Raw genomic sequence first — 20,562 nt, forward strand, 5'->3', positions numbered from 1 at the left:
AATTCTTAATTCTTAATTCTTAATTCTATGTGGGCCAAGGTTAAGCTAAAAATTTGGGAATGGCGCAGAGTGTCAATCCTCGCACCGACGGTAGCGGGATTGACGATTTTGCTGAGAATGAGCGGGTTATTACAGGCACTGGAATTATCAACCCTGGATTTATTATTTCAACTTCGGCCTGTGCAGCCCCCAGACCCCCGGATTTTGATTATTGGAATTAATGAAAATGATTTGACTACGTTGGGAACCTGGCCGATCCCGGATCAGATCCTGGCGGAATTACTAGAGAAAATTAAGGCCCAGGAACCGAAAGCGATCGGCTTAGATATCTATCGGGATTTGCCGGTAGGACCGGGCAATGAAGAATTAAAAAGGGTGTTTGAGACGACACCGAATTTAATTGGAATTCGCAAAGTGGTGGGGAATCAACAGCAAGCAGAGATTGCACCCTCCCCCATTCTTAATGGCCTTGATCAGGTGGGGGCGAATGATTTTCCCTGGGATATGGATAATAAAATTCGTCGTGGGTTTTTATATTTGAACGATGAAGAGGGAACACTCGTCTTTAGCTTGGCATTTAAGTTGGCGATGATTTATCTGGAGGGCGAAGGGATTGCCCCCCAGATGAAAGACGAGGTTCGCATCGAATTAGGAAAAGCAGTATTTTCCCCCTTTAGTGCTTATGATGGGGGTTATGTCCGCGCATCCGATGAAGGATATCAAATTTTGTTAAATTATCGCGGACCCCAGGGGAGTTTTGAAAGTATCTCTTTGATGGATGTGTTAGAAAATCGAATTCCCCCGGATTTAATGCGCGATCGCATCGTGTTAATTGGTTCGACAGCCATCAGTCTGAAAGATTTTTCCTTAACGCCTTATAGTAATACCTTATCGGGCATTCCGGAAGCGATGGCCGGGATAGAAATTCATGCCAATCTGACCAGTCATCTGATTGCAGCGGCCCTAGAGGGTGAATCGACGATTCATACCGCATCCGAGGGAGTAGAATGGCTGTGGATTTTTCTGTGGGGGGTCGTTGGGGCTGGATTTACCTGTCAGTGGCGAGATATTAAAGGGTTGCCCTATATCTCTTTTCCCCGGACTGGGGTGATGATTTCCCTGGCCAGCTTAGTGTTAATCGTAACGGTTTATAGTGCGTTTAGGCTCTGTTGGTGGATTCCCCTGGTTCCGCCGTTGTTAGCGTTAATCGGGTCAGCGATCGCCACAATTGGTTATACGCTTTTGGAAAACCTCCAGTTGTCCTATAAACAAATTGAAGAGTATTCCCGCACCTTAGAGGTGAAAGTCGAACAGCGAACCGTGGAGTTACGAGATAAAAATCAACAGCTTAAACTCACCCTCAAACAGTTAAAAGCGGCTCAAAAACAAATGATTGCCCAGGAAAAATTGGCTTCTTTGGGATCCCTGGCCGCAGGCATTGCTCATGAAATTAGAAATCCCCTCAATTTCGTCAATAACTTTGCTTCGATTTCCGTGGATTTAACCGAAGAACTGATAGAAGAACTGGATAATCCTCGGGAGAATTTAGAAGACTTAGATGTAGAATACCTGAATGAGACCTTGACCGACTTAAAAGATAGCGTGGTGGATATCAAACAGCATGGAGAAAGAATAGAAAAAATTGTTGAGGGAATGCTGCTGCTATCTCAGGCCGAACGAGGTCAGCGATCGCGGGTCAATCTTCATGCGATCTTAAGTGAGGCCATCGAGTTGGCCTACCACAGTTACCAGAATAAAGACACCAATTTTTCGATTGCGATCGAAACCGATTATGATGAAGCAATCAGTGAGATCTATATTGTACCCCAGGATATGAGCCGTGCCTTTCTGAATCTCGTCAATAATGCCTGTTACGCCCTGTATGAGAAATACCAAGCTGATCCCGATGGATATCGTCCTACCCTCACAGTAAAAACCCGTACAAGCAGCGATCGCCCCACCGAATCGGCCAGGGATCCCTGGGTAGAAATCCGGATCCGAGATAATGGTCCTGGGATTCCCGAGGACATCCTGGATCAAATCTTTAATCCCTTTTTTACCACCAAACCTACGGGAGAAGGCACGGGTTTGGGTTTATCTCTAACCTATGAAACCATCGTGGGACAGCATGGCGGACAGCTAGAGGTCAATAGCCACCTCGGAGAACATACTGAATTTATGATCATCTTACCCCAAACCAACCCCTCTAACTAACCCCTTCAATTCCCCCTATAACCCCTATAATCGGAGTAAGCTATGCCACCCAAAATTTTATTTGTAGATGATGAACCTTCATTTGAGAAATTAATTAGAAGGCAATTTCGCAAGCAAATTCGGTCCGAACAATATGAATTTATATTTGCCGGTAATGGAGTGGAAGCCCTGGAAGCCTTACAATCTGATGCCGAAATTCGGGTGACCATCACCGATATTAATATGCCCCAAATGAATGGCCTAACCTTACTGGAAAAAATCCGCGAACTCGATTCCAGCATTGAAACTGTGGTCGTGTCCGCCTACAGCGATATGAAAAATATTAGAACCGCCATGAATCGGGGGGCTTTTGACTTTCTGACTAAACCCATCGATTTTGAAGACTTAGAAATTACCATCAACCGAGCCTTAAGTGAAGTCCAAAAACTCAGGGAAGACCGTAAAAAATTATTGGATGCTCAAACTCAAATGATCCAAAATGAAAAAATGACCGCCTTGGGTCAATTAGTGGCGGGGGTAGCCCATGAAATTAATAACCCCGTGGGTTTTATTGCGAGCAATATTGAAATTGCCGAAGATTACATGAACGGACTCATCGAACTGATCCAGTCTTATCAGGGCAAGTTTCCCGAACCCGGAGAAGATATTGCTGAGAAAATTCACGAAATCGACTTAGAATATATTGTGAATGATGTTCCCGAAGTGATTGCCTCCATGAAAGAGGGCAGTGAGCGCATCTGTTATTTGAGTAATTCATTACGCACCTTTTCCCGGTCCGATACGACCACGAAAATTCCCTTTAATATTCATGATGGCATCGATAGCACTCTGTTAATTTTAAAACATCGATTAAAATCCAGTGAAGTCAGACCCTCTATTGAAGTAAAAAAAGACTATGCAGAATTGTCGCCCGTGATTTGCTATCCGGGACAACTGAATCAGGTGTTTATGAATTTAATTGCCAATGCCATTGATGCCCTAGATGAGGCCAGCGTCGGACGGGATTGGGCCGAAATGATGAAGAACCAGCCCAATATTATCAGCATTCGCACTTACCCGATTGAGGGCGATCAGGTGGCGATTTCGATTGCTGATAACGGTCCGGGGATGAGTGAGGAAGTAATGGCCCGAGTTTTTGAATACTTATATACCACCAAACCCGTCGGTACCGGCACCGGCCTAGGATTATATATCAGTCATCAAATTATCGCCGACAATCATGGGGGACAATTACGTTGTGTGAGTGCCCCAGGACAGGGAGCAGAATTTATTATTGAAATCCCGATGAAATAGGGTGCCTCGCGCTCCCTCCCTTCCATCCTGACTATAGGGACAAGGCACTCCCTTGTCCTCCCACCCCAGTATTGCTTAGAAACCGGGTTTCTTCACCAAATCTATAGCAATTAGCAGCATTTCTGGGGCAGAAACCCGGTTTTTTGTCCTGGCATGGAATCCGCTACTGCCGTTCTAGGCGATCGCTGGGATGAGATGGCCTCCCCTCAATTAGACAATCCCTGTTATTGGGCGATCGCAAGGCGGGCATTTTCTGACCTGGGGTGAATCAATAGCAGGGATTATCTTTCTCCGAATCGGTCCGGTCCGACGATTCCCTAAATCGTACAGGGGTTGACCCCGGTGACAATACCCTGACCAAATGCGCAGGAAAGCCCGGTTTTGTGATTGAAATCACAGACCCCGATCCGGATGATGTTAAATTTTAACTAAAGCTCAAATCAAAAGAGGTGTTGTCCATAAAAGTTCACAAACTTAGGCCAAAAAATATCAAATAACGCCTACTCTCTGGTTAGGGAAATCATAAAAAGGGCCAATTTGTTAATTGTTTAAATTATTTTACAATAAAACAATTGTAAAATAAAATTCTAAAAATGGGGTAAAATATTTAATTGAAATTGAAGGAGGTAAGTGAGTTAAATGTTTTCACGCTATATCCCCTTTATGAGGACAATGAACTTGCCAGGAGTGAGGAGTCAGGCGTACAATAGAAGCGGAAAAAGTGGCCTAATTGGGAGTAAACTTTTTCAACCAAGGGTGGGAACTCATTGTATAGAGAGGGTGAAGGGAGATGAATGACAAACGTAACCCAGACAAGGAACTCGCAGAGCGAGAACGAGAAATTGCGGAGCGAGAGCGATCGCTACGACTGCGGGAAATGGAGATGGAGCTATACAAAGCAGAACCTCCCCTGTATCAAACCATTAAAGAGGAACCTGTTGAATCGAAGCGGCAACGCTGGGGAAGACAACTCAAGCGGGTAGGAAAGTATGCCCTGGTTGTGGTTCTCGTTTTCACTGCTGTCCGGGTGGGAACGATGCTGGCGAGTGCGGTGATTGTTGGGGCGATCGCTTGGGTAGGTTACAAACTTTTTTTTGACTCAGATAAACCCAATAAATAGAGAGAAGACCAATGGTTTATAAAATGGAAGCCGCAAGTTTTATTAACAATTTGGAGCGTGTGGCTCAAGTCCGATTTGAGGTGGCTGCCTGTCTGGATCGGATGGTTGATTTGTTAGAAACTGACGAATCCCAGGGGGAGGAAACCTCTGGAAAACTGGGATTACAAAGCAACATCACGGATCTGACCCTCGGCACAAAGAATTTACGGCAGGGGGTGTTTAGACTGCTGGTTCTGGGCGACATGAAGCGGGGAAAAAGCACCTTCTTGAATGCTTTAATTGGAGAGAAACTATTACCGGCAGATGTGAATCCCTGTACAGCCTTGCTCACGGTGTTACGCTACGGAAAACAGAAAACGGTGACGGTTTATTTCAAAGAGGGCAAACCCCCGGAACGTTTAGATTTTCCTACCTTCAAGCAGCGTTATACCATTAATCCAGACGAAGCCAAGACCCTAGAACAGGAGAAAAAGTTAGCCTTTCCCGAGGTGAACTATGCGGTGGTTGAATATCCCTTAGCATTACTGGAAAAGGGTATTGAAATTGTAGACAGTCCGGGCCTGAATGATACGGAAGCACGGAATGAAATGTCTCTGAATTATATTAATAACTGTCATGGAATTTTGTTTGTCCTCCGTGCGGGTCAGCCGGTGACTTTGGAGGAGCGCCGCTATTTGGATAATTATATCAAAGGGCGCGGATTAACAGTTTTTTTCTTGATTAATGCTTGGGATGAAATTAGCAAGGGACTAATTGACCCTGATAACGTGGAAGAACTCCAAGAAGCGCAGGAAAAACTGCGGCAGGTATTTCATAGCAATTTGGCTGACTATTGCCAGGTGGAGGGCTATGATCTGTATCCTGAACGAGTGTTTGAAATTTCTTCACTCCAGGCATTGCGGCGACGAGTGAAAGACCCGAATCAATCCTTAGAAGGGACGGGATTTCCGGAGTTTATGGGGGCGATTAATCAGTTTTTGACGGAAGAAAGAGCGGTAGCTCAAATGCGGCAAGCGCGAACTTTAGCGCGTCAGAGTACCGATCGCCTACGGGAGGCGATCGCCCGTCGGATTCCTTTACTCGATCGCGATGTTAACGAATTGAAAGCGCGGATTTCCTCCGTAGAACCGGAATTCGAGAAACTCAATGACATCCGCGATCGCTTCTCTGATGAAATTAGAAGCGTCCGGGATCAGAAAGCGCGGGGGATTTCCGAGTCATTGCGCGCCTACATTCTCAATCTGGGCAGTACCTTTGAAGCCGATTTCTCCCCGTACCAACCGGATTTAGGCTTTTTTGAATCCTTAAACCAAGGGAAACGAGAAGCGTTTAATGACGCATTTAAACAGGCATTTGAACAATACCTGAATGATAAAATAACCGCATGGGAAAAAACCGCAAACCAAGAAATGCAGGAAGCTTTTACCCAACTTGCCAAGCGAGCATCCGAGTATGGTTCAGCCTATAGTCGCATCACCCAGGCGATGACTGACAAATTAATCGGGCAACAAATTTATACCCGCAGCGATTTTAATTCAGAAGACAATTCTCCCACCTGGGCGAGTTGGGCAATGGGATTAGTTTCCCTGGCAACGGGTAACATCGCAGGCGTCTTTTTAGCAAGTGCGGGATTCGACTGGAAAAACATTCTTGTTAACTCTCTATCGGTGATTGGTATCTATAGCTTTTTAGCCATTTTTTCGATTCCGGTGCTGTTAACTGGACCCCTGGGCATCCTGCTGGTGGGATTAGGCGTGGGTGCATTGCAAGCAGAACAAGGTCGCAAAGAATTGATTAAGGCAACGAAAAAAGAGCTGATTAAATATCTGCCCCAAATCGCAGAAGAACAGGGTAAAGTCATTCATCAAGCGATCACAGAGTGTTTTGATACTTATGATTGTGAAGTGATGAACCGGCTGAATGATGATATTAAATCTCGTCGGATGGAATTAGATAATTTGCTCCAACAAAAACAGTCCAGAGAAATTAATCGAGACAGTGAGTTAAAGCGTCTGCAAAAACTAGAGGCAGACTTTATCTCAGAATGCCGGACGGTTAACCGGGTTTATGAGTCCTTAATCTCATACAATGGCTGAAATGGCATCAGAGTGGTTGCAAGTTTTTTGTTCGGGTCTGGTTTGGAGGCCTGAACCGGAAACAACAGAAGTACAATCGTGTCAACTTTATTGATGGATATTACCCTAAATCAGCATGAGCTATAAAATGGAAACAAAAAGTTTTTTGACTAATTTAGAGCGGGTCGCAGAAGTGCGAGCAGATGTGGCTAATGCGTTCAGCAAGATAGCCGAAATTTTGCAAGAATCTGAAACATCAGGGGCGAAAAAATCTGGGCAATTGGGCTTAGAGCGCGAAATAGAAGATACGCAAAAAGCCAGCAAAAATTTACGGCATGGGGTCTTTCGGCTGCTGGTTTTGGGAGATATGAAGCGGGGAAAAAGCACTTTTCTCAATGCGTTAATTGGAGAGAATATTTTACCCAGTGATGTCAACCCTTGTACTGCCCTGCTGACGGTGTTGCGCTACGGACCGGAAAAGAAGGTAACGGTCTATTTTAAGGATGGAAAAAGCCCCCAAGAGCTAGATTTTAAAAGTTTTAAGCAGAACTACACCATCCCTCCCTCGGAAGCGAAACAACTGGAACAGAACCAGCAACAAGCGTTTCCCGATGTAGACTATGCAGTGTTAGAGTACCCGCTATCGCTACTGCAAAAAGGGGTGGAAATTGTTGATAGTCCAGGGCTGAATGATACGGAATCTCGAAATGAATTGTCCCTGGGGTATATTAACAATTGCCATGCAATTTTATTTGTGATGAGGGCATCACAACCTTGCACCCTGGGAGAACGCCGCTATCTGGAGAATTATATTAAGGGTCGGGGATTGAGTGTGTTTTTCCTGATTAATGCTTGGGATCAGGTGCGGGAGAGTTTAATTGACCCGGATGATGAGGAAGAATTGCAGGATTCTGAGACGCGATTGCGGCAAGTTTTTAAGGCGAATTTGGCAGAATATTGTGTGGTGGATGGGCATGATATTTATGAGGAGCGGGTGTTTGAAATTTCAGCGATTCAAGCGTTGAGACGACGGATTAAGGATGCAGTGGCTTCGTTAGAGGGAACGGGATTCCCCAGTTTTTTGGGGGCGTTGAATGCGTTTTTAACCCAGGAACGGGCGGTTTCTGAATTGCGGCAGGCGCGAACTTTAGCACGTCAAACCTCCACGCGAGTGCGCGAGGCGATCGCCCGCCGGATTCCGTTACTGGATGGGGATGTGAATGAGTTAAAACAGCGGATTAGTTCGGTTGAACCGGAGTTTAAAGCTTTAACGAATATTCGCGATCGCTTCAAGGATGAAATCAAACAGGTCCGAGATAACAAAGCGCGGGCGATCGCTGATTCATTCCGCACTTATGTCCTCAACTTAGGCAATACCTTTGAAAGTGATTTCTTAACCTATCAACCGGATATCAAATTTGGAGATTTTATCGATAAAGGCAAACGAGAGAACTTTGAAGCCCGGTTTCGGCAGGCATTTGAGCAGTACATTAATGATAAATTATCCGCTTGGAGCCTCACCGCCGAACAAGAGATGAATGGGGCGTTCATTCAATTAGCCAAAAGTGCCTCACAGTACGGGTCCGACTACACCAAAGTCACCACTAAAATTACCGAAAAACTCACCGGACAACAAATCCATGCCGGTAGCAACAGTTTACCGGAAGATAGCTCTCCCGCCTGGGCAAATTGGGCAATGGGATTAGTTTCATTAGCTACAGGAAATCTAGCAGGAGCCGCCCTCATGGGAGCCGGTTTCGACTGGAAAAATATCCTGTTAAATATGGTAGCCGTGATTGGAATTAGTGCGGCGATTTCCACCGTGTTTGGGGTTATTTTAGGGCCAATTACTTTAGCACTGGTGGGATTAGGCGTGGGGTTATTTCAGGCCGATCGCGCTCGCTTAGAAGTGGTCAAAGTGACTAAAAAAGAACTGGTCAAATATCTGCCCCAAGTCGCTGATCAACAGTGGCAGCCGATTCACGATGCGGTTAAAGAGTGTTTTGATGCTTATGACCGGGAGGTAACTCAACGCATTGATGATGATATCAAATCTCGCCAAGCGGAATTAGATAATTTGCTGGCACAAAAGCAATCCCATGAAATTAATCGGAGCAGTGAATTAGAACGACTCAGAAAGTTAGAGTCTGATGTCAGTTTGGAGGCGCGAAATATTGAGACAGAATATCAGGATTTACTGATTTCTGTAGGCTAAACTATAGCGTAACTTTCAATCATTCAGACCATTCAATCTATGCAATGGGAGGGTTTCGCTCCCTTACCCGATTAGGGAGCGAGACCCTCCCACTGCTTTGAATAAGGGTCTAATTCATTGAGGGTTACTCCATGAGGTTGTTTCCGCCCTTGCCTACGCCGTAAGCGGGGGAAGTCAGCACCCAAGTCTATCCTGTTAATTGACAGTTTTACACCGAGGCAAAAAGATGCAGCAGGAAGTTTATCAAGATGTAGTCAGGAATATCAGGGCAGCATTAGGGGCATTAGAATTGGATAAAAGTTTACCCCTGTATCAAGATAGCCTGACAATTTGCGAAGCGTTGGAAAATCCCGTCTTTCGGATTGCGGTTTTTGGGCCTTTTAATTATGGCAAATCTACTTTACTCAATGCTTTGCTGGGACAGCGCACTCTCCCGATTGATTTGATTCCGACAACGGGGGCTGCAATTCATGTTAGATATGGGGAAGAACTGAGCGCTAAAATTACCTTAACTGATGGACAGGTAATGAGCGATCGCGGGACGGCTATCCTCAAGCAATATGCTATTTTAGACCAGGAGCGCCGGATGCGAAATGATGTTGCTGCGGTGGAGGTGTTCTGTCCTCATTCTTTTCTGCAAATTGGGGTAGAATTTTTGGATTTGCCCGGAACCAATGACCGGGAAGAACAGGATAATCTAGTCAGAAATCAACTATTAACGGCAGATTTGGTGGTGCAGGTACTTGATGCTCGTAAGTTGATGACCCTGGGAGAACGGGAAAATCTCCGGGATTGGCTGCTCGATCGCGGGATTGAAACGGTGGTGTTTGCGGTCAATTTTATGAATTTAATGGACCCAGACGACCAAAAAGAAGTGTCCAGTCGAATGCGGTTTGTGGCAGAAAGTTTTCGCTCTAATTTGCCTCCGGGGATTAGTAATTTGTATCGAGTTGATGCTTTACCCGCCCTGCGAGCCAGACTGAAAGGGGATGCGGCAGCAGCGCAGACTACGGGTCTGCCAATGTTTGAATCGGCGCTGCAAAGTATTGTGGCATTTCATCAAGAAAAAACTACTAATTGGTTGCCACGCTTAGAGGCGATCGCCTTTCAAATCTGCCAGTCTTTAACGGCAAAAATTCAAGGGTTGAACACTGATTTAGCCGTTATTGAAGAAAAACAGGCGAATAAAATTCAATTGCAACAAAAGGCGGAAAAACTGATTAAACAAGGGTTTGAGGGGAGCGTTTCTGATTTGCAAAGTAAGCTGTATTTACCGAATCTGTTAAAGCGATATGAACTGGAGGCGATCGCCGCACTGCAACAGGGTCAATTTCGCACCTGGGAAACCCAATCTTTTCAACCGGCGATGGTTAAACATCAACAAGAAATTACCAGTTGGGTAAATAAATCTTGTGAGTTTTTCAACCACTCCCACCCCGGAACATTAACCCTAAAATTTCCTGACCCTCCCTCGGTCCCTGGTCCCCAAACTCCCTCGGCTCCTAAGTCGCCAAAACGTCCCACCGCTATCTCAGGGGACACTCCTTTGGATTGGCTATTAGAAAGTCCTGTGGGGAATACGGTGGCTCGCAGTGCTTATTATATCCTGAATCGAATTATTGAACCCAATTCATCTACCCCCGCCACTCCTAGCACTCCGGGGAGTTCTCTTGATTTACAAACGATCTATAAAAAAGCGGTGGAGGACTATCTGACGCGGTTCAGTGAAGCGGCTTTTTCAACCCTGCAAGACTATGAAAAAATAGCCTCGTCCGTGATGCGATTTCAACCCGTTAAGCCCTCCTCGGAGATGCTCACGAAGCACCATCAAATCCAGTTTTTGCAGAATGTATTGGAGGCGTTAACTCAGGATTTGCAGTCTTTGAAGGGGACTTAAATTGACTGGAGATTGAGGGAGTGTTGTTCGGATATGGGCTAACCCCGTTGGGGGAAATTCAAGTGAAGAGGTTTTGGAAATGATTGACCCTGTGGAAGCCAAGTTTCAGGCATTGGAAATGGATGCAGAATTAGCCAATCTGAAACAGATGAACCGGCGATCGCATCAGGAGGCGATCGCTCTTCGTCCGCAAGCACCTCCGCCACCTGTTAGCGATAAAATTGCTCGGTTTTACAAAATCCTCGGGCTGAACTCTAATGCTTCGCTGAAAGAGGTGAAACAAGCTTATCGAACTTTACTAAAAAAATGGCATCCTGATTTATTTTATGAAAATCCAGAAAAGCAACAAAAAGCTCAGGAAGTTATCCAAAAAATGAACGAAATTTATAAAGAAATATGTGGTCAAATGGGGAAGTGAATGCATTATTCACCCTTCCCCTGTTCAGAATTGATCAGATTTGGTACTCTGCCGAGTGGAGTGCAACATCGAGTCAGGTTCTACCCCTCACGGGTTCGGAACATCTCCCCATAGAGGCATCCATCCGTTACACTCCAACTAGACTAATCTCTCATCACCTAATCAGTTTCCCTCTTCTACCACGGTAAGACTTCGCCATTGGCGTGCCAAAACGTACCCGAATTATCCAGAGTGAGATTATCAATTCGCTGAATGATACCATGCGCGGCTTCCCGGGTGGAAATTCCACTAAAATCCGTCATGCGGGTCTGAACTAACCCGGGATGTACAATCCCTACGGCAATTTTGCGCGGTTTTAAATCGATCGCCAGGGATTTGCCTGCCATACTCACGGCGACTTTTGACATCCGATACCCATAATAACCTCCGGAACTATTATCCTCAATAGAACCCATGCGACTGGTGACAATCCCAATTTTGGACCCCGGAGAGAGAAACGGTAGCAGTGCCTGAGTCACTCGCAATGTTCCCAAAGCATTGACCTCAAACTGCCGTTGAATGCTGTCAAAATCTAGGCGATCGAGGCTATCTTCTTCTAAAATGCCCGCATTATTGACCAACACATCTAAGGATATCCCCTGCAATCGCTGCACCAGTTCTTTTAGGGTTTGATCCGAAGTGATATCAATTCCGGTTTCGACTCGAATCCCTAATGCATCTAACTCCGGGGACGACTCACGACAAACCGCGATCGCCGTATCCCCCCGTTCCTGTAACTGCTGGCACAATGCTAACCCAATGCCACGAGCAGTTCCTGTTACTAAATAAGTTGCCATGTTGGTAATTTACTCACCCTAAATCCTTCGCTCCCTATTCTAAATCAATTTTATTTATTCTTTGAGGGGCACTTCCCCACACTCTGATCGCAATTCCTGACCCTCTCCGGGTTTCAGGGATTGAAATAGGTTTGATAAAGGCTTAGAAGGATTAACATGGCGATCGCTCGGTAGTTTCGGATTTTTGATCACCATCCATTTCCCCGTGAGTGGATCTCGATAAACCTCATAAGGATTTTGACGCAATTTTTGGGTGACCGTTGTCACTTCCATTTCCTCTTCTCCTCGATTATCCCAGATGTTTATACGGAAGGGGTTTAGACCCTTTCTTAAATAAATTTTTTCGCCCGATCAGACCTCGGGTAACCGTCCAAAACTCCCCCCTTTTTTTAAGTATTGAGAGGGAACTCTTCAGAATGAAGTCAGCAATTGATTCAGGACTGTTCCCTCTAATTTGAGTGAACAAAACTGTAATTCCTGGATCTCCCTCTTCTTTTTCAAGTTTCCTACGGTTGGGGAACCCTTGATGAGGAACTGTGCCACTTCTTAAGGGGGACCAGATTTAACTGGGGGCTGTTTAGAGTAGTGGGGTAAATCATCTATTTAGAGATGACCCGATGCACTGGCAGAATAATTGCACCGAATAGACCCTGATTGATTCCTTGATCCGATCAGGGGGGGAGAACCCGGAAAAAATGCAGCAACCGCAGATTTAACTCCATGTTTCCTCTAGGGAGCGATCGCCCGAGTCATTCTCGGACTCCTCCCCTCCAAACGAGGAAAGCAGACATTGCCCAGATTATTATAAAGATTATTTCACCCGATCGCATCCCATCCACCCCTCAATGCTGAAATGGGCTAAAAAAGGGTTAGGCTTATTTGGGTTATAACCGTAGGGGCGAGCGGGGCATCCAATGATGAGGGTTGTCACCCACCGCCCCCTGTAGCAACGCCCCTACTAAACTCTTGAAAACCATAACGGCTTTATTTTAATAAATCTTCCACTTTCATCCGTAGCTCGGTTCAGTTAAATGTAGTAAATGTAGGTAGAATTTGCCTGAGATGTTTTTTGTCTTGCAACTGAGTTTATTCTGATGCCTTACCAGCTCTACCATGTGGTTGCTTTTATCGTCGCCGCCCTTGTTGTCCTTGCAACGACGCCGGTCGTCAAAAAAATTGGGATTAAAAGTGGCCGAGTTGATCTTCCCTCAGAACGCAAGGTACACCGCCAGCCAATGGTGCGCTTGGGAGGCGTATCCATCTTCCTAGGGACCACGATCGCCCTATTAATCGTCTGGTGGATGGGTGGATTTGGCTTCTTGCCCACTCCGAAAGAGTACGAAATTTGGGGCCTCACCCTCGGCGGCCTTGCCTTCTTCGCGATCGGACTCGCTGACGATTTATACGGACTCTCTCCGTTCTTGCGACTCCTGTTACAAACCATCTGTGCCAGTGGCGCTTGGGCCGTCGGTGTTCAAATTGAATTTTTAACCATTCCCTTTCTGGGACTCGTGAAATTCCCTGACTTGATTAGCTATCCCATCACCGTGATCTGGCTGGTTGGCATGACCAATGCCATTAACTGGATCGATGGATTAGATGGTCTGGCGGCAGGTGTTTCCGGCATTGCCGCCTTAGTTATGCTGATGGTGAGCCTGTTTATGCATCAACCCGCTGCTGCGTTGATTGCGGCGGCCTTAGCCGGTGCAACTTTGGGCTTCCTCCGGTACAACTTTAATCCGGCCCAAATTTTCATGGGGGATGGTGGCTCTTATTTTATCGGCTTCACCCTGGCTGGGGTCGGTGTGGTGGGTTTGGTCAAAACTACGGCTGTTACTGCGGTGGTCCTGCCTTATATCATTCTAGCGGTCCCCATTCTGGATATGTCAGCGGTGATTGTCGATCGCATTCGCAATGGCAAATCTCCCTTTACCGCCGATAAGCGTCATCTGCACCACCGTCTCCTCGAAGCTGGACTCTCCCATCGGTTAACCGTTCTGTTTATTTACGCCCTGACCATTTGGGTTGGCAGTATCGCCCTAGCGTTTGCCGGAATTCCCAGTGGCGTCGCCTACGCTTTTGCGGCAACGGCTTTACTCAGCTATGCCAGTTGGAAAGTGAAGAAACACGCGAGGTTATAACCCGGCTGAGTAAACACCTATCTCTGGTGCCTATCCTATCTAAACTCTAAAATCAAACATTCATGAGTGCTGAGATTATTTGTGTTGGCACAGAATTGCTGTTAGGAGACATTCTTAACAGCAACTCTCAATTTTTAGCGAAACAACTGGCTGGACTGGGTATCCCTCATTATTTTCAAACGGTGGTGGGGGACAATCCAGACCGAATTAAACAGGTGGTGGCGATCGCTATCGAGCGTTCTGCCCAAATTCTTATCTTTACCGGCGGTCTGGGCCCCACCCCCGACGACCTCACCCACGAAACCCTCGCTGCTTGTTTTGGGGTGGAAATGGTCGAAAGAACGGACATTCTCGAAGACCTGATCCAAAAATACGCCTCTCGCGGTCGGCCAATGGCGGCCAGTAATCGCAAACAAGCCTCAATTCCTGCGGGTGCGGACATTTTACCCAATCCCCTCGGCACGGCCCCAGGTATTATTTGGCAACCTCGTCCTAATTTGACGATTCTGACCTTTCCTGGTGTTCCCAAGGAAATGTACCGAATGTGGGAAGAAACTGCCGTCCCCTACCTCAAAGCCCAAGGCTGGGGTCAAGATATTATCTACAGTCGGATGTTGAAATTTTGGGGAATTTCTGAGTCGGTTTTAGCGGAAAAAGTGGCTCCGTTACTGGATTTGACCAATCCCACGGTGGCTCCCTACGCCCTCAATGGCGAGGTCAAACTCCGGGTTTCCGCCCGCGCCTCCAATGAAACCGCAGCTCAAGCGGCGATCGCCCCCGTACAGCAACAGATTCAAGCGATCGCTGGCTTTGACTATTTTGGGTGCGACCAAGATACCCTCGCTTCCGTGGTGGGTGATTTACTCCTCCAACGGGGTGAAACCCTCGCCGTGGCCGAATCCTGCACCGGGGGAAGTATCGGCAGTCTCCTCACCGCCATTTCCGGCAGTTCTCGCTATTTCTTAGGCGGGGTGATTGCTTATGACAATTCGGTAAAAATCGGGCTTCTGGATGTCAACTCAGCGGATTTAGCCCGGGAAGGTGCAGTTAGCGATATTGTGGCTCAACAAATGGCCCTCGGTGTCCGTGCTAAATTAGGCGCAACTTGGGGTCTGAGCGTCACGGGAATTGCCGGTCCTGGCGGTGGCAGCCAGACAAAGCCTGTGGGATTAGTTTATATCGGGTTAGCTGGACCCAACCGTGAGGTTGAAAGTTTTGAATTCCGCTTGAGTGCTTTCCAAGAAAGGGACTTGATTCGCCATTACAGCGCCGAAGGTGCTCTGGACTGCCTCAGAAGAAAAATGTTAAGAATAGCTTAACATTCTTAATATTTTCTCTAAAACACTACTTGTAGTGTTTATTTTTAAAAATATGACTACATATAGGGGCTGTCAGGGGTGAAGCCCCCGAGACTGATCCCCAAAAGCCCGTTTTGTACGGTTGAGTCTACTTGCTCATTTCTCAGGATTCGTTATGATCAAAGAAACAGAGTAATTCCAATTCTGTTACAAACGGCAATCAGTGACTGCCGTCAAGTAGTAGAGCGATAGCCTGGATTCAAGGAGCTGTCTTTTCAATGGATTATATAGATAACCTAATCGACAAATTAAAAGAATGGGCCCGGAAAATTATTGAGGCCCTTCTCGGTCCAGAGGCAGAACCGGAACCGGAACCTATTCCTATTCCCGTCAACGAACCCCGTCGGCGTCGGTAAATTTATAGTGTTAAAGGCATAGGCATCGGCGATTGCTGAATATATTGGTACTGCATGGGCCAAACTTGAATCTCCTGGGTCAACGAGAGCCAGGAGTCTATGGGAGTGCGACGTTAGAAGATATTAATCGCTTGCTGGAAACCGAGGCCCAGGCTTTGCAAGTCAAGGTGTCTGCGTTGCAATCCAATCATGAGGGGGTACTGGTGGATGCTATCCATGCCGCCAGAGACCAGCACTCAGGACTTTTGATTAATGCCGGGGCTTATACTCATACGAGTGTGGCCATCCGTGATGCGATCGCAGGGGTTAACATTCCCACTGTGGAAGTTCACTTGAGCAATATTTATCGCCGTGAACCGTTTCGCCATCACTCCTACATTGCCGCGATCGCCGTCGGGCAAATTAGCGGGTTTGGTCCCAATAGTTATCGTCTGGGACTTCAGGCGTTGGTCCATCATCTCCGAGAAAACAACCCATCCGGTTAATCTCCCCCTCATGGGGGTTTCTTCCTAGAGGTGGGCGGCACTTCAGTCCCACCTCTCATCTTTTGATGAGGCGATCGGCTTCTACGGTTTTCCTTTTTATTTACCCCAAAAATTGCAGATTGCCAACATAAATAAAATATATAGAGCATTCAAGATGCCTGACCCTTTTAAAAATCTATGGCTATCCAAGAAGGATGAATCAGCAGATTCTCTGACCGGACTTACGCCTCAAAACCTCATGGGAAGGACATCCCAGCCCATCCCTGCTCCATTTAGGTATTTAGGCGTAAGTTTGTTTGGTCTGGGGTTCAATATAAAATTTTCTTAATCCCTTCCCGAAAAGTTAAAGAAATGTTACAAAAGCAGGCATAATAGGTTCAAGATTAATGCCCTGGCCCCTTTAAAAAGAGAAAAATCACTGCAATGCTTGCTGATTCATTTCCTTGGTTAACTACTATATTTGCTCTGCCCCTAGTGGCGGCCTTACTGGTTCCGGTGATACCCGATCGCGATGGAAACGTCTTGCGCTGGTATGCAACTGGAGTGGCGATCGCCGACTTCGCCCTGATGTGCCTCCTCTTCTGGCAACATTACGATCCCCAGGTTTCCGGCTTTCAACTCGTCGAACAATTTAGCTGGATTCCCCAACTCGGCATCAGCTGGACCGTCTCCGTGGATGGCATCTCCATGCCCTTGGTCCTCCTAGCCGGATTCGTCACCAGCATGGCCCTGCTGTCCGCATGGCAAGTAGACCGCAAACCCCGAATGTTCTACTTCCTGATGCTGGTGTTATATGCAGCCCAGGTGGGGGTGTTCATCGCCCAAGACCTGCTGCTATTCTTCATCATGTGGGAAATCGAACTCGTCCCCGTCTATCTCCTCGTTTGCATCTGGGGCGGACCGAAACGACAATATGCCGCCATCAAATTTCTACTCTACACCGCTGCGGCCTCTATCTTTATTCTAATTGCCGGACTCGCTTTAGCTTTGTATGGACCCGGCCCTGCTTCCTTTGATATTGCAGATATCGCCTTGAAAGAGTTCCCCTTGGCCCTGCAATTGCCCCTCTATGCTGGTTTATTAATTGCATTTGGCGTCAAACTCGCCGCCTTCCCCTTCCATACCTGGCTTCCCGACGCCCACGGCGAAGCATCCGCCCCAGTTTCGATGATTTTGGCCGGGGTGTTATTAAAAATGGGTGCCTATGGATTAATGCGAATGAACATGGGATTACTACCCGATGCTCATGTTTATTTTGCCCCGGTTTTAGTCATTTTGGGAGTCGTTAATATTGTTTATGGGGCATTAACCTCCTTTGCCCAAACCAATATGAAACGGCGACTCGCCTATTCGTCCGTTTCCCACATGGGATTTGTGTTAATTGGGATTGCCTCCTTCACCGACCTCGGAATTAATGGGGCAATGTTGCAGATGATTTCCCACGGATTAATTGCCTCGGTGCTGTTTTTCTTAACCGGGGTAACTTACGATCGCACCCATACCATGACCATGCAAGATATGGGGGGAATTGGGATTTTCATGCCCAAAGTTTTTGCTCTCTATACTGCTGGTGCAATGGCATCCCTTGCCCTACCTGGCATGAGTGGATTTGCCAGTGAAGTGGCGGTATTTATTGGGATTGCCACCAGTGATTTTTATAGCCTGACCTTCCGGATTGCCGTAGTCTTTCTAGCTGCAATTGGGGTGATTTTAACCCCGATTTATCTGCTGTCGATGGTGCGTCAAGTGTTTCACGGGTCCTTCTACGGGTCGAAGGAAATTCCCGCTTGTGACATCACCGATCCAGAGTTACGGGAAGACTTCATTGAAAACCAAGCAGCGGTCTGTTTTGGGACCAATTGTATTTTGCCTGGAGAAGCGGCATTTATTGATAGTCGCCCTCGGGAAGTAGCGATCGCCTTGAGTTTCTTGGTCGCGATCGTGGCGATCGGTTGTTATCCTAAAATTGCGATGCAAGTGTATGACAATACGACCGTGGCGATTAATAGTGTAGCGACCCAAGCCTACGCCCAGGTGCGATCGACCGAAACCATCGGCTTCAAAGCACCCAGCCTCACCCCAATGGCAAAAATTGCTGAATTCACTCCCGATTAATCCGGTGAGTACCAGGCTTATAACCCTAGGGATAAGATGATGAAAATGCGGGTATCTTGCGCGAGTGAGATGCCCGCATTTTCTAAGGGGTTGGAGGGTTAGAGAATCACCTTCGCCAGTTGAGATAAGTCCGTCACGGTTTTAAGGGCGGCATCGGCAATAATTTGATGACTGACGGTGGTGGGATGGACATCATCCCAAAACAGGAAGGTATTGGGGTCACTTCCGATGGATTTCTGGGCGGGGTCGGTGACATTTGTGAATCCATATTGACTGGGATTGGCGATCGCATCATTGACCAACCCATTGACATCAACCAGAATAATATTGATATTCGGGTTTTGGTCTAAATTGGCGATCGCGGAGGCCAATGCCGTATTATGAGCATTGGTAAGTTGGCTTAACAATTGCTGCGCTTGCGGGCCCCGATTTCTGACTCCAGGCGTGTTACCCAAGTCCGGGAGGTTCATCACCATAAAATTGCGAGCACCATCCTCTGCCAGTTGAGTCACCGCATTCACTACATTATTCACCGGAATTGTGACATCTGTAATCCCCGCATTCAGGTAATCATTAGACCCTGCCCAAATGGTGTATAATCCAGTGGGATTAGATACAGGAGTTTCGGCAAGAAAACTGTCAATTTGTGTTTGCAACCCAGGCAAGCTAGGTAACAGCGGATTTTGCAAGTTGAGAGAATTCACAGACGAACTCGTAGCCCCTCCAAAAGCAATATTAGTCTGAGGATTGACCTCTAACCCTAGACGAGAGGGGAGTAGTTCGGACCAAACGGGTCCATTGCTAAATCGGCCCTTGTCATATAAGGGTTCTGGGGGAAATAGACCCTGAGTTAAGGCAAACAAATTGCCATCATCGGAAAGACTGTCCCCGAAGACGTACATTTCATTAAATAAGCGACGAGGCAAGCGACCCTCCGATTGACCGAAGTTTGCAAAATGGGCGATCGCCGTCGTCTCTCCTCGGGAAACCCCCTCAGCAACATCTGGGTTTTGTTCCAGATAAAAACTCCGATCAAAAAAGGCCACAGGACTGCGACCTTCTTGCGCCCCAACTGTTATAAAATGAGCAAAGAAACCCGTCAAGGGGTCTTGCCGAACCGCCTCCGCTACATCAGGATTAGTTTGGGCGTAAAAGTTGGTATTAAACAAGGGAGTCGGACTGCGCCCTTCCCGGTAACCGACATTAATAAAATGGTCAAACGGGGTCAGGTTTGGGGAAATTGCTGCCGCTACGTCTGGGTTTTGTGCTAGATAGTAATCGGTCTGAAAAAACGCACTCGGGTCGCGTTTTTCCTGGTCTCCAAATGCAAAAAAGTGTTCGGCTGCACTACTGAATATCCCACTCGCCACCGCTACCGCTACATCAGAATTTCTCGCTAAATAAAACCCTTCATCAAATAGGTTCATTGCAGATAACATACTTTCAGTTACTCCTACACCAAGGTAAATCAGATTTTTCAAAGGTCTAGGTTTATCTTAACCTACAAATTTTGTTTTTAGAAAATTTGGCTTGCCGTCTTTTATTCGTATTAGTGTTAAAGGGTTTATTGCTTACGTCGCTAGTGACTGAACCAACAGGTTAACCTAAAGTTTGTAAAAAGTCTGCCAGTAAGAATTTATTTTGAAATGTGGCACGGATGGAATCTCCATTGTTATAATCAATTATCACCTCAACCCGTTGAAAATCACCCCTAGGATTTTCTAAGTCTAGGGTTTCGAGGGTGGCGATCGCCTCTTGCAAGCCAGTAACCTTAGAGCCGGTTCCAAACAGGGGCATAATCATAATTTGAGTAATATGACGCGCCAGACCGTTTTTAAGCTTCATCATAAATTCCTCAACTTGTTTTTGATCCACCTCTATTAAAGCTTATCAAAGCGGCTGTTTTTCTGATTCAGTTATCAGAGTCGATAGACAAACGGATGCGCTTCCACGGCATAAGAATGGATGCCTAATTTATAGGTGACTACAGAAACCGTACCGGAACCGGCAGATGTACAGGGTTTGGCATGACAGGCAAT

At 46.6% G+C, this 20,562-nt stretch carries 16 protein-coding genes; 12 read left to right on the forward strand and 4 right to left on the reverse strand.

Annotated elements, in window-relative coordinates:
• The first annotated feature begins 27 nt into the window (after nucleotides 1-27).
• The 7 genes from NG795_RS17985 (at nucleotide 28) to NG795_RS18015 (ending at nucleotide 11,232) form a co-directional block, all read left to right on the forward strand.
• The gene (locus tag NG795_RS17985; protein WP_367290017.1) at nucleotides 28-2,214 is read left to right on the forward strand and encodes a CHASE2 domain-containing protein; all 2,187 of its coding nucleotides are present in this window, start codon (nucleotides 28-30) and stop codon (nucleotides 2,212-2,214) included.
• Between the two features lie 42 nt (nucleotides 2,215-2,256).
• On the forward strand, nucleotides 2,257-3,507 hold the full coding sequence (locus tag NG795_RS17990; RefSeq protein WP_367290018.1) for a response regulator: 1,251 nt from the start codon (nucleotides 2,257-2,259) through the stop codon (nucleotides 3,505-3,507).
• Nucleotides 3,508-4,297: 790 nt separating this feature from the next.
• Entirely contained in the window at nucleotides 4,298-4,627 is a 330-nt protein-coding gene (locus NG795_RS17995) for a DUF3040 domain-containing protein (RefSeq protein ID WP_367290019.1), read from the forward strand.
• An 11-nt stretch (nucleotides 4,628-4,638) separates the two neighbouring features.
• The gene (locus tag NG795_RS18000; protein ID WP_367290020.1) at nucleotides 4,639-6,723 is read left to right on the forward strand and encodes a dynamin family protein; all 2,085 of its coding nucleotides are present in this window, start codon (nucleotides 4,639-4,641) and stop codon (nucleotides 6,721-6,723) included.
• Nucleotides 6,724-6,838: 115 nt separating this feature from the next.
• Entirely contained in the window at nucleotides 6,839-8,917 is a 2,079-nt protein-coding gene (locus NG795_RS18005; protein WP_367290021.1) for a dynamin family protein, read from the forward strand.
• 226 nt (nucleotides 8,918-9,143) lie between these two features.
• Entirely contained in the window at nucleotides 9,144-10,814 is a 1,671-nt protein-coding gene (locus NG795_RS18010) for a dynamin family protein (protein WP_367290022.1), read from the forward strand.
• Nucleotides 10,815-10,893: 79 nt separating this feature from the next.
• Nucleotides 10,894-11,232, forward strand: coding sequence for a J domain-containing protein (locus NG795_RS18015; RefSeq protein WP_367290023.1), 339 nt, complete (start codon nucleotides 10,894-10,896; stop codon nucleotides 11,230-11,232).
• A gap of 176 nt (nucleotides 11,233-11,408) precedes the next feature.
• Here the strand turns inward: NG795_RS18015 and NG795_RS18020 are convergent, their stop codons facing one another.
• Entirely contained in the window at nucleotides 11,409-12,068 is a 660-nt protein-coding gene (locus tag NG795_RS18020; RefSeq protein WP_367290024.1) for an SDR family oxidoreductase, read from the reverse strand.
• Between the two features lie 54 nt (nucleotides 12,069-12,122).
• Entirely contained in the window at nucleotides 12,123-12,341 is a 219-nt protein-coding gene (locus NG795_RS18025; RefSeq protein ID WP_367290025.1) for a hypothetical protein, read from the reverse strand.
• 821 nt (nucleotides 12,342-13,162) lie between these two features.
• On the opposite strand from NG795_RS18025, the gene NG795_RS18030 reads away from it, so the two are divergent.
• The 5 genes from NG795_RS18030 (at nucleotide 13,163) to NG795_RS18050 (ending at nucleotide 18,523) form a co-directional block, all read left to right on the forward strand.
• Nucleotides 13,163-14,209: a glycosyltransferase family 4 protein gene (locus NG795_RS18030; RefSeq protein ID WP_367290026.1), complete on the forward strand. Its 1,047-nt coding sequence runs from the start codon at nucleotides 13,163-13,165 to the stop codon at nucleotides 14,207-14,209.
• Between the two features lie 62 nt (nucleotides 14,210-14,271).
• Nucleotides 14,272-15,528: a competence/damage-inducible protein A gene (locus tag NG795_RS18035; protein ID WP_367290027.1), complete on the forward strand. Its 1,257-nt coding sequence runs from the start codon at nucleotides 14,272-14,274 to the stop codon at nucleotides 15,526-15,528.
• A gap of 257 nt (nucleotides 15,529-15,785) precedes the next feature.
• Entirely contained in the window at nucleotides 15,786-15,923 is a 138-nt protein-coding gene (locus NG795_RS18040; RefSeq protein WP_015151235.1) for a hypothetical protein, read from the forward strand.
• Nucleotides 15,924-15,955: 32 nt separating this feature from the next.
• The gene (aroQ, locus tag NG795_RS18045; RefSeq protein WP_367290028.1) at nucleotides 15,956-16,408 is read left to right on the forward strand and encodes a type II 3-dehydroquinate dehydratase; all 453 of its coding nucleotides are present in this window, start codon (nucleotides 15,956-15,958) and stop codon (nucleotides 16,406-16,408) included.
• Nucleotides 16,409-16,831: 423 nt separating this feature from the next.
• Entirely contained in the window at nucleotides 16,832-18,523 is a 1,692-nt protein-coding gene (locus NG795_RS18050) for an NAD(P)H-quinone oxidoreductase subunit 4 (protein WP_367290029.1), read from the forward strand.
• 98 nt (nucleotides 18,524-18,621) lie between these two features.
• Here the strand turns inward: NG795_RS18050 and NG795_RS18055 are convergent, their stop codons facing one another.
• Both NG795_RS18055 and NG795_RS18060 read right to left on the reverse strand, forming a co-directional pair.
• A complete protein-coding gene (locus NG795_RS18055) occupies nucleotides 18,622-19,962 on the reverse strand; it encodes an SGNH/GDSL hydrolase family protein (RefSeq protein ID WP_367290030.1) in 1,341 nt (446 codons plus the stop codon).
• Between the two features lie 160 nt (nucleotides 19,963-20,122).
• Nucleotides 20,123-20,371: a hypothetical protein gene (locus NG795_RS18060; RefSeq protein ID WP_367290031.1), complete on the reverse strand. Its 249-nt coding sequence runs from the start codon at nucleotides 20,369-20,371 to the stop codon at nucleotides 20,123-20,125.
• Nucleotides 20,372-20,562 lie beyond the last annotated feature (191 nt).

It is taken from the genome of Laspinema palackyanum D2c (assembly GCF_025370875.1).
In the GTDB taxonomy this organism is placed as follows: domain Bacteria; phylum Cyanobacteriota; class Cyanobacteriia; order Cyanobacteriales; family Laspinemataceae; genus Laspinema; species Laspinema palackyanum.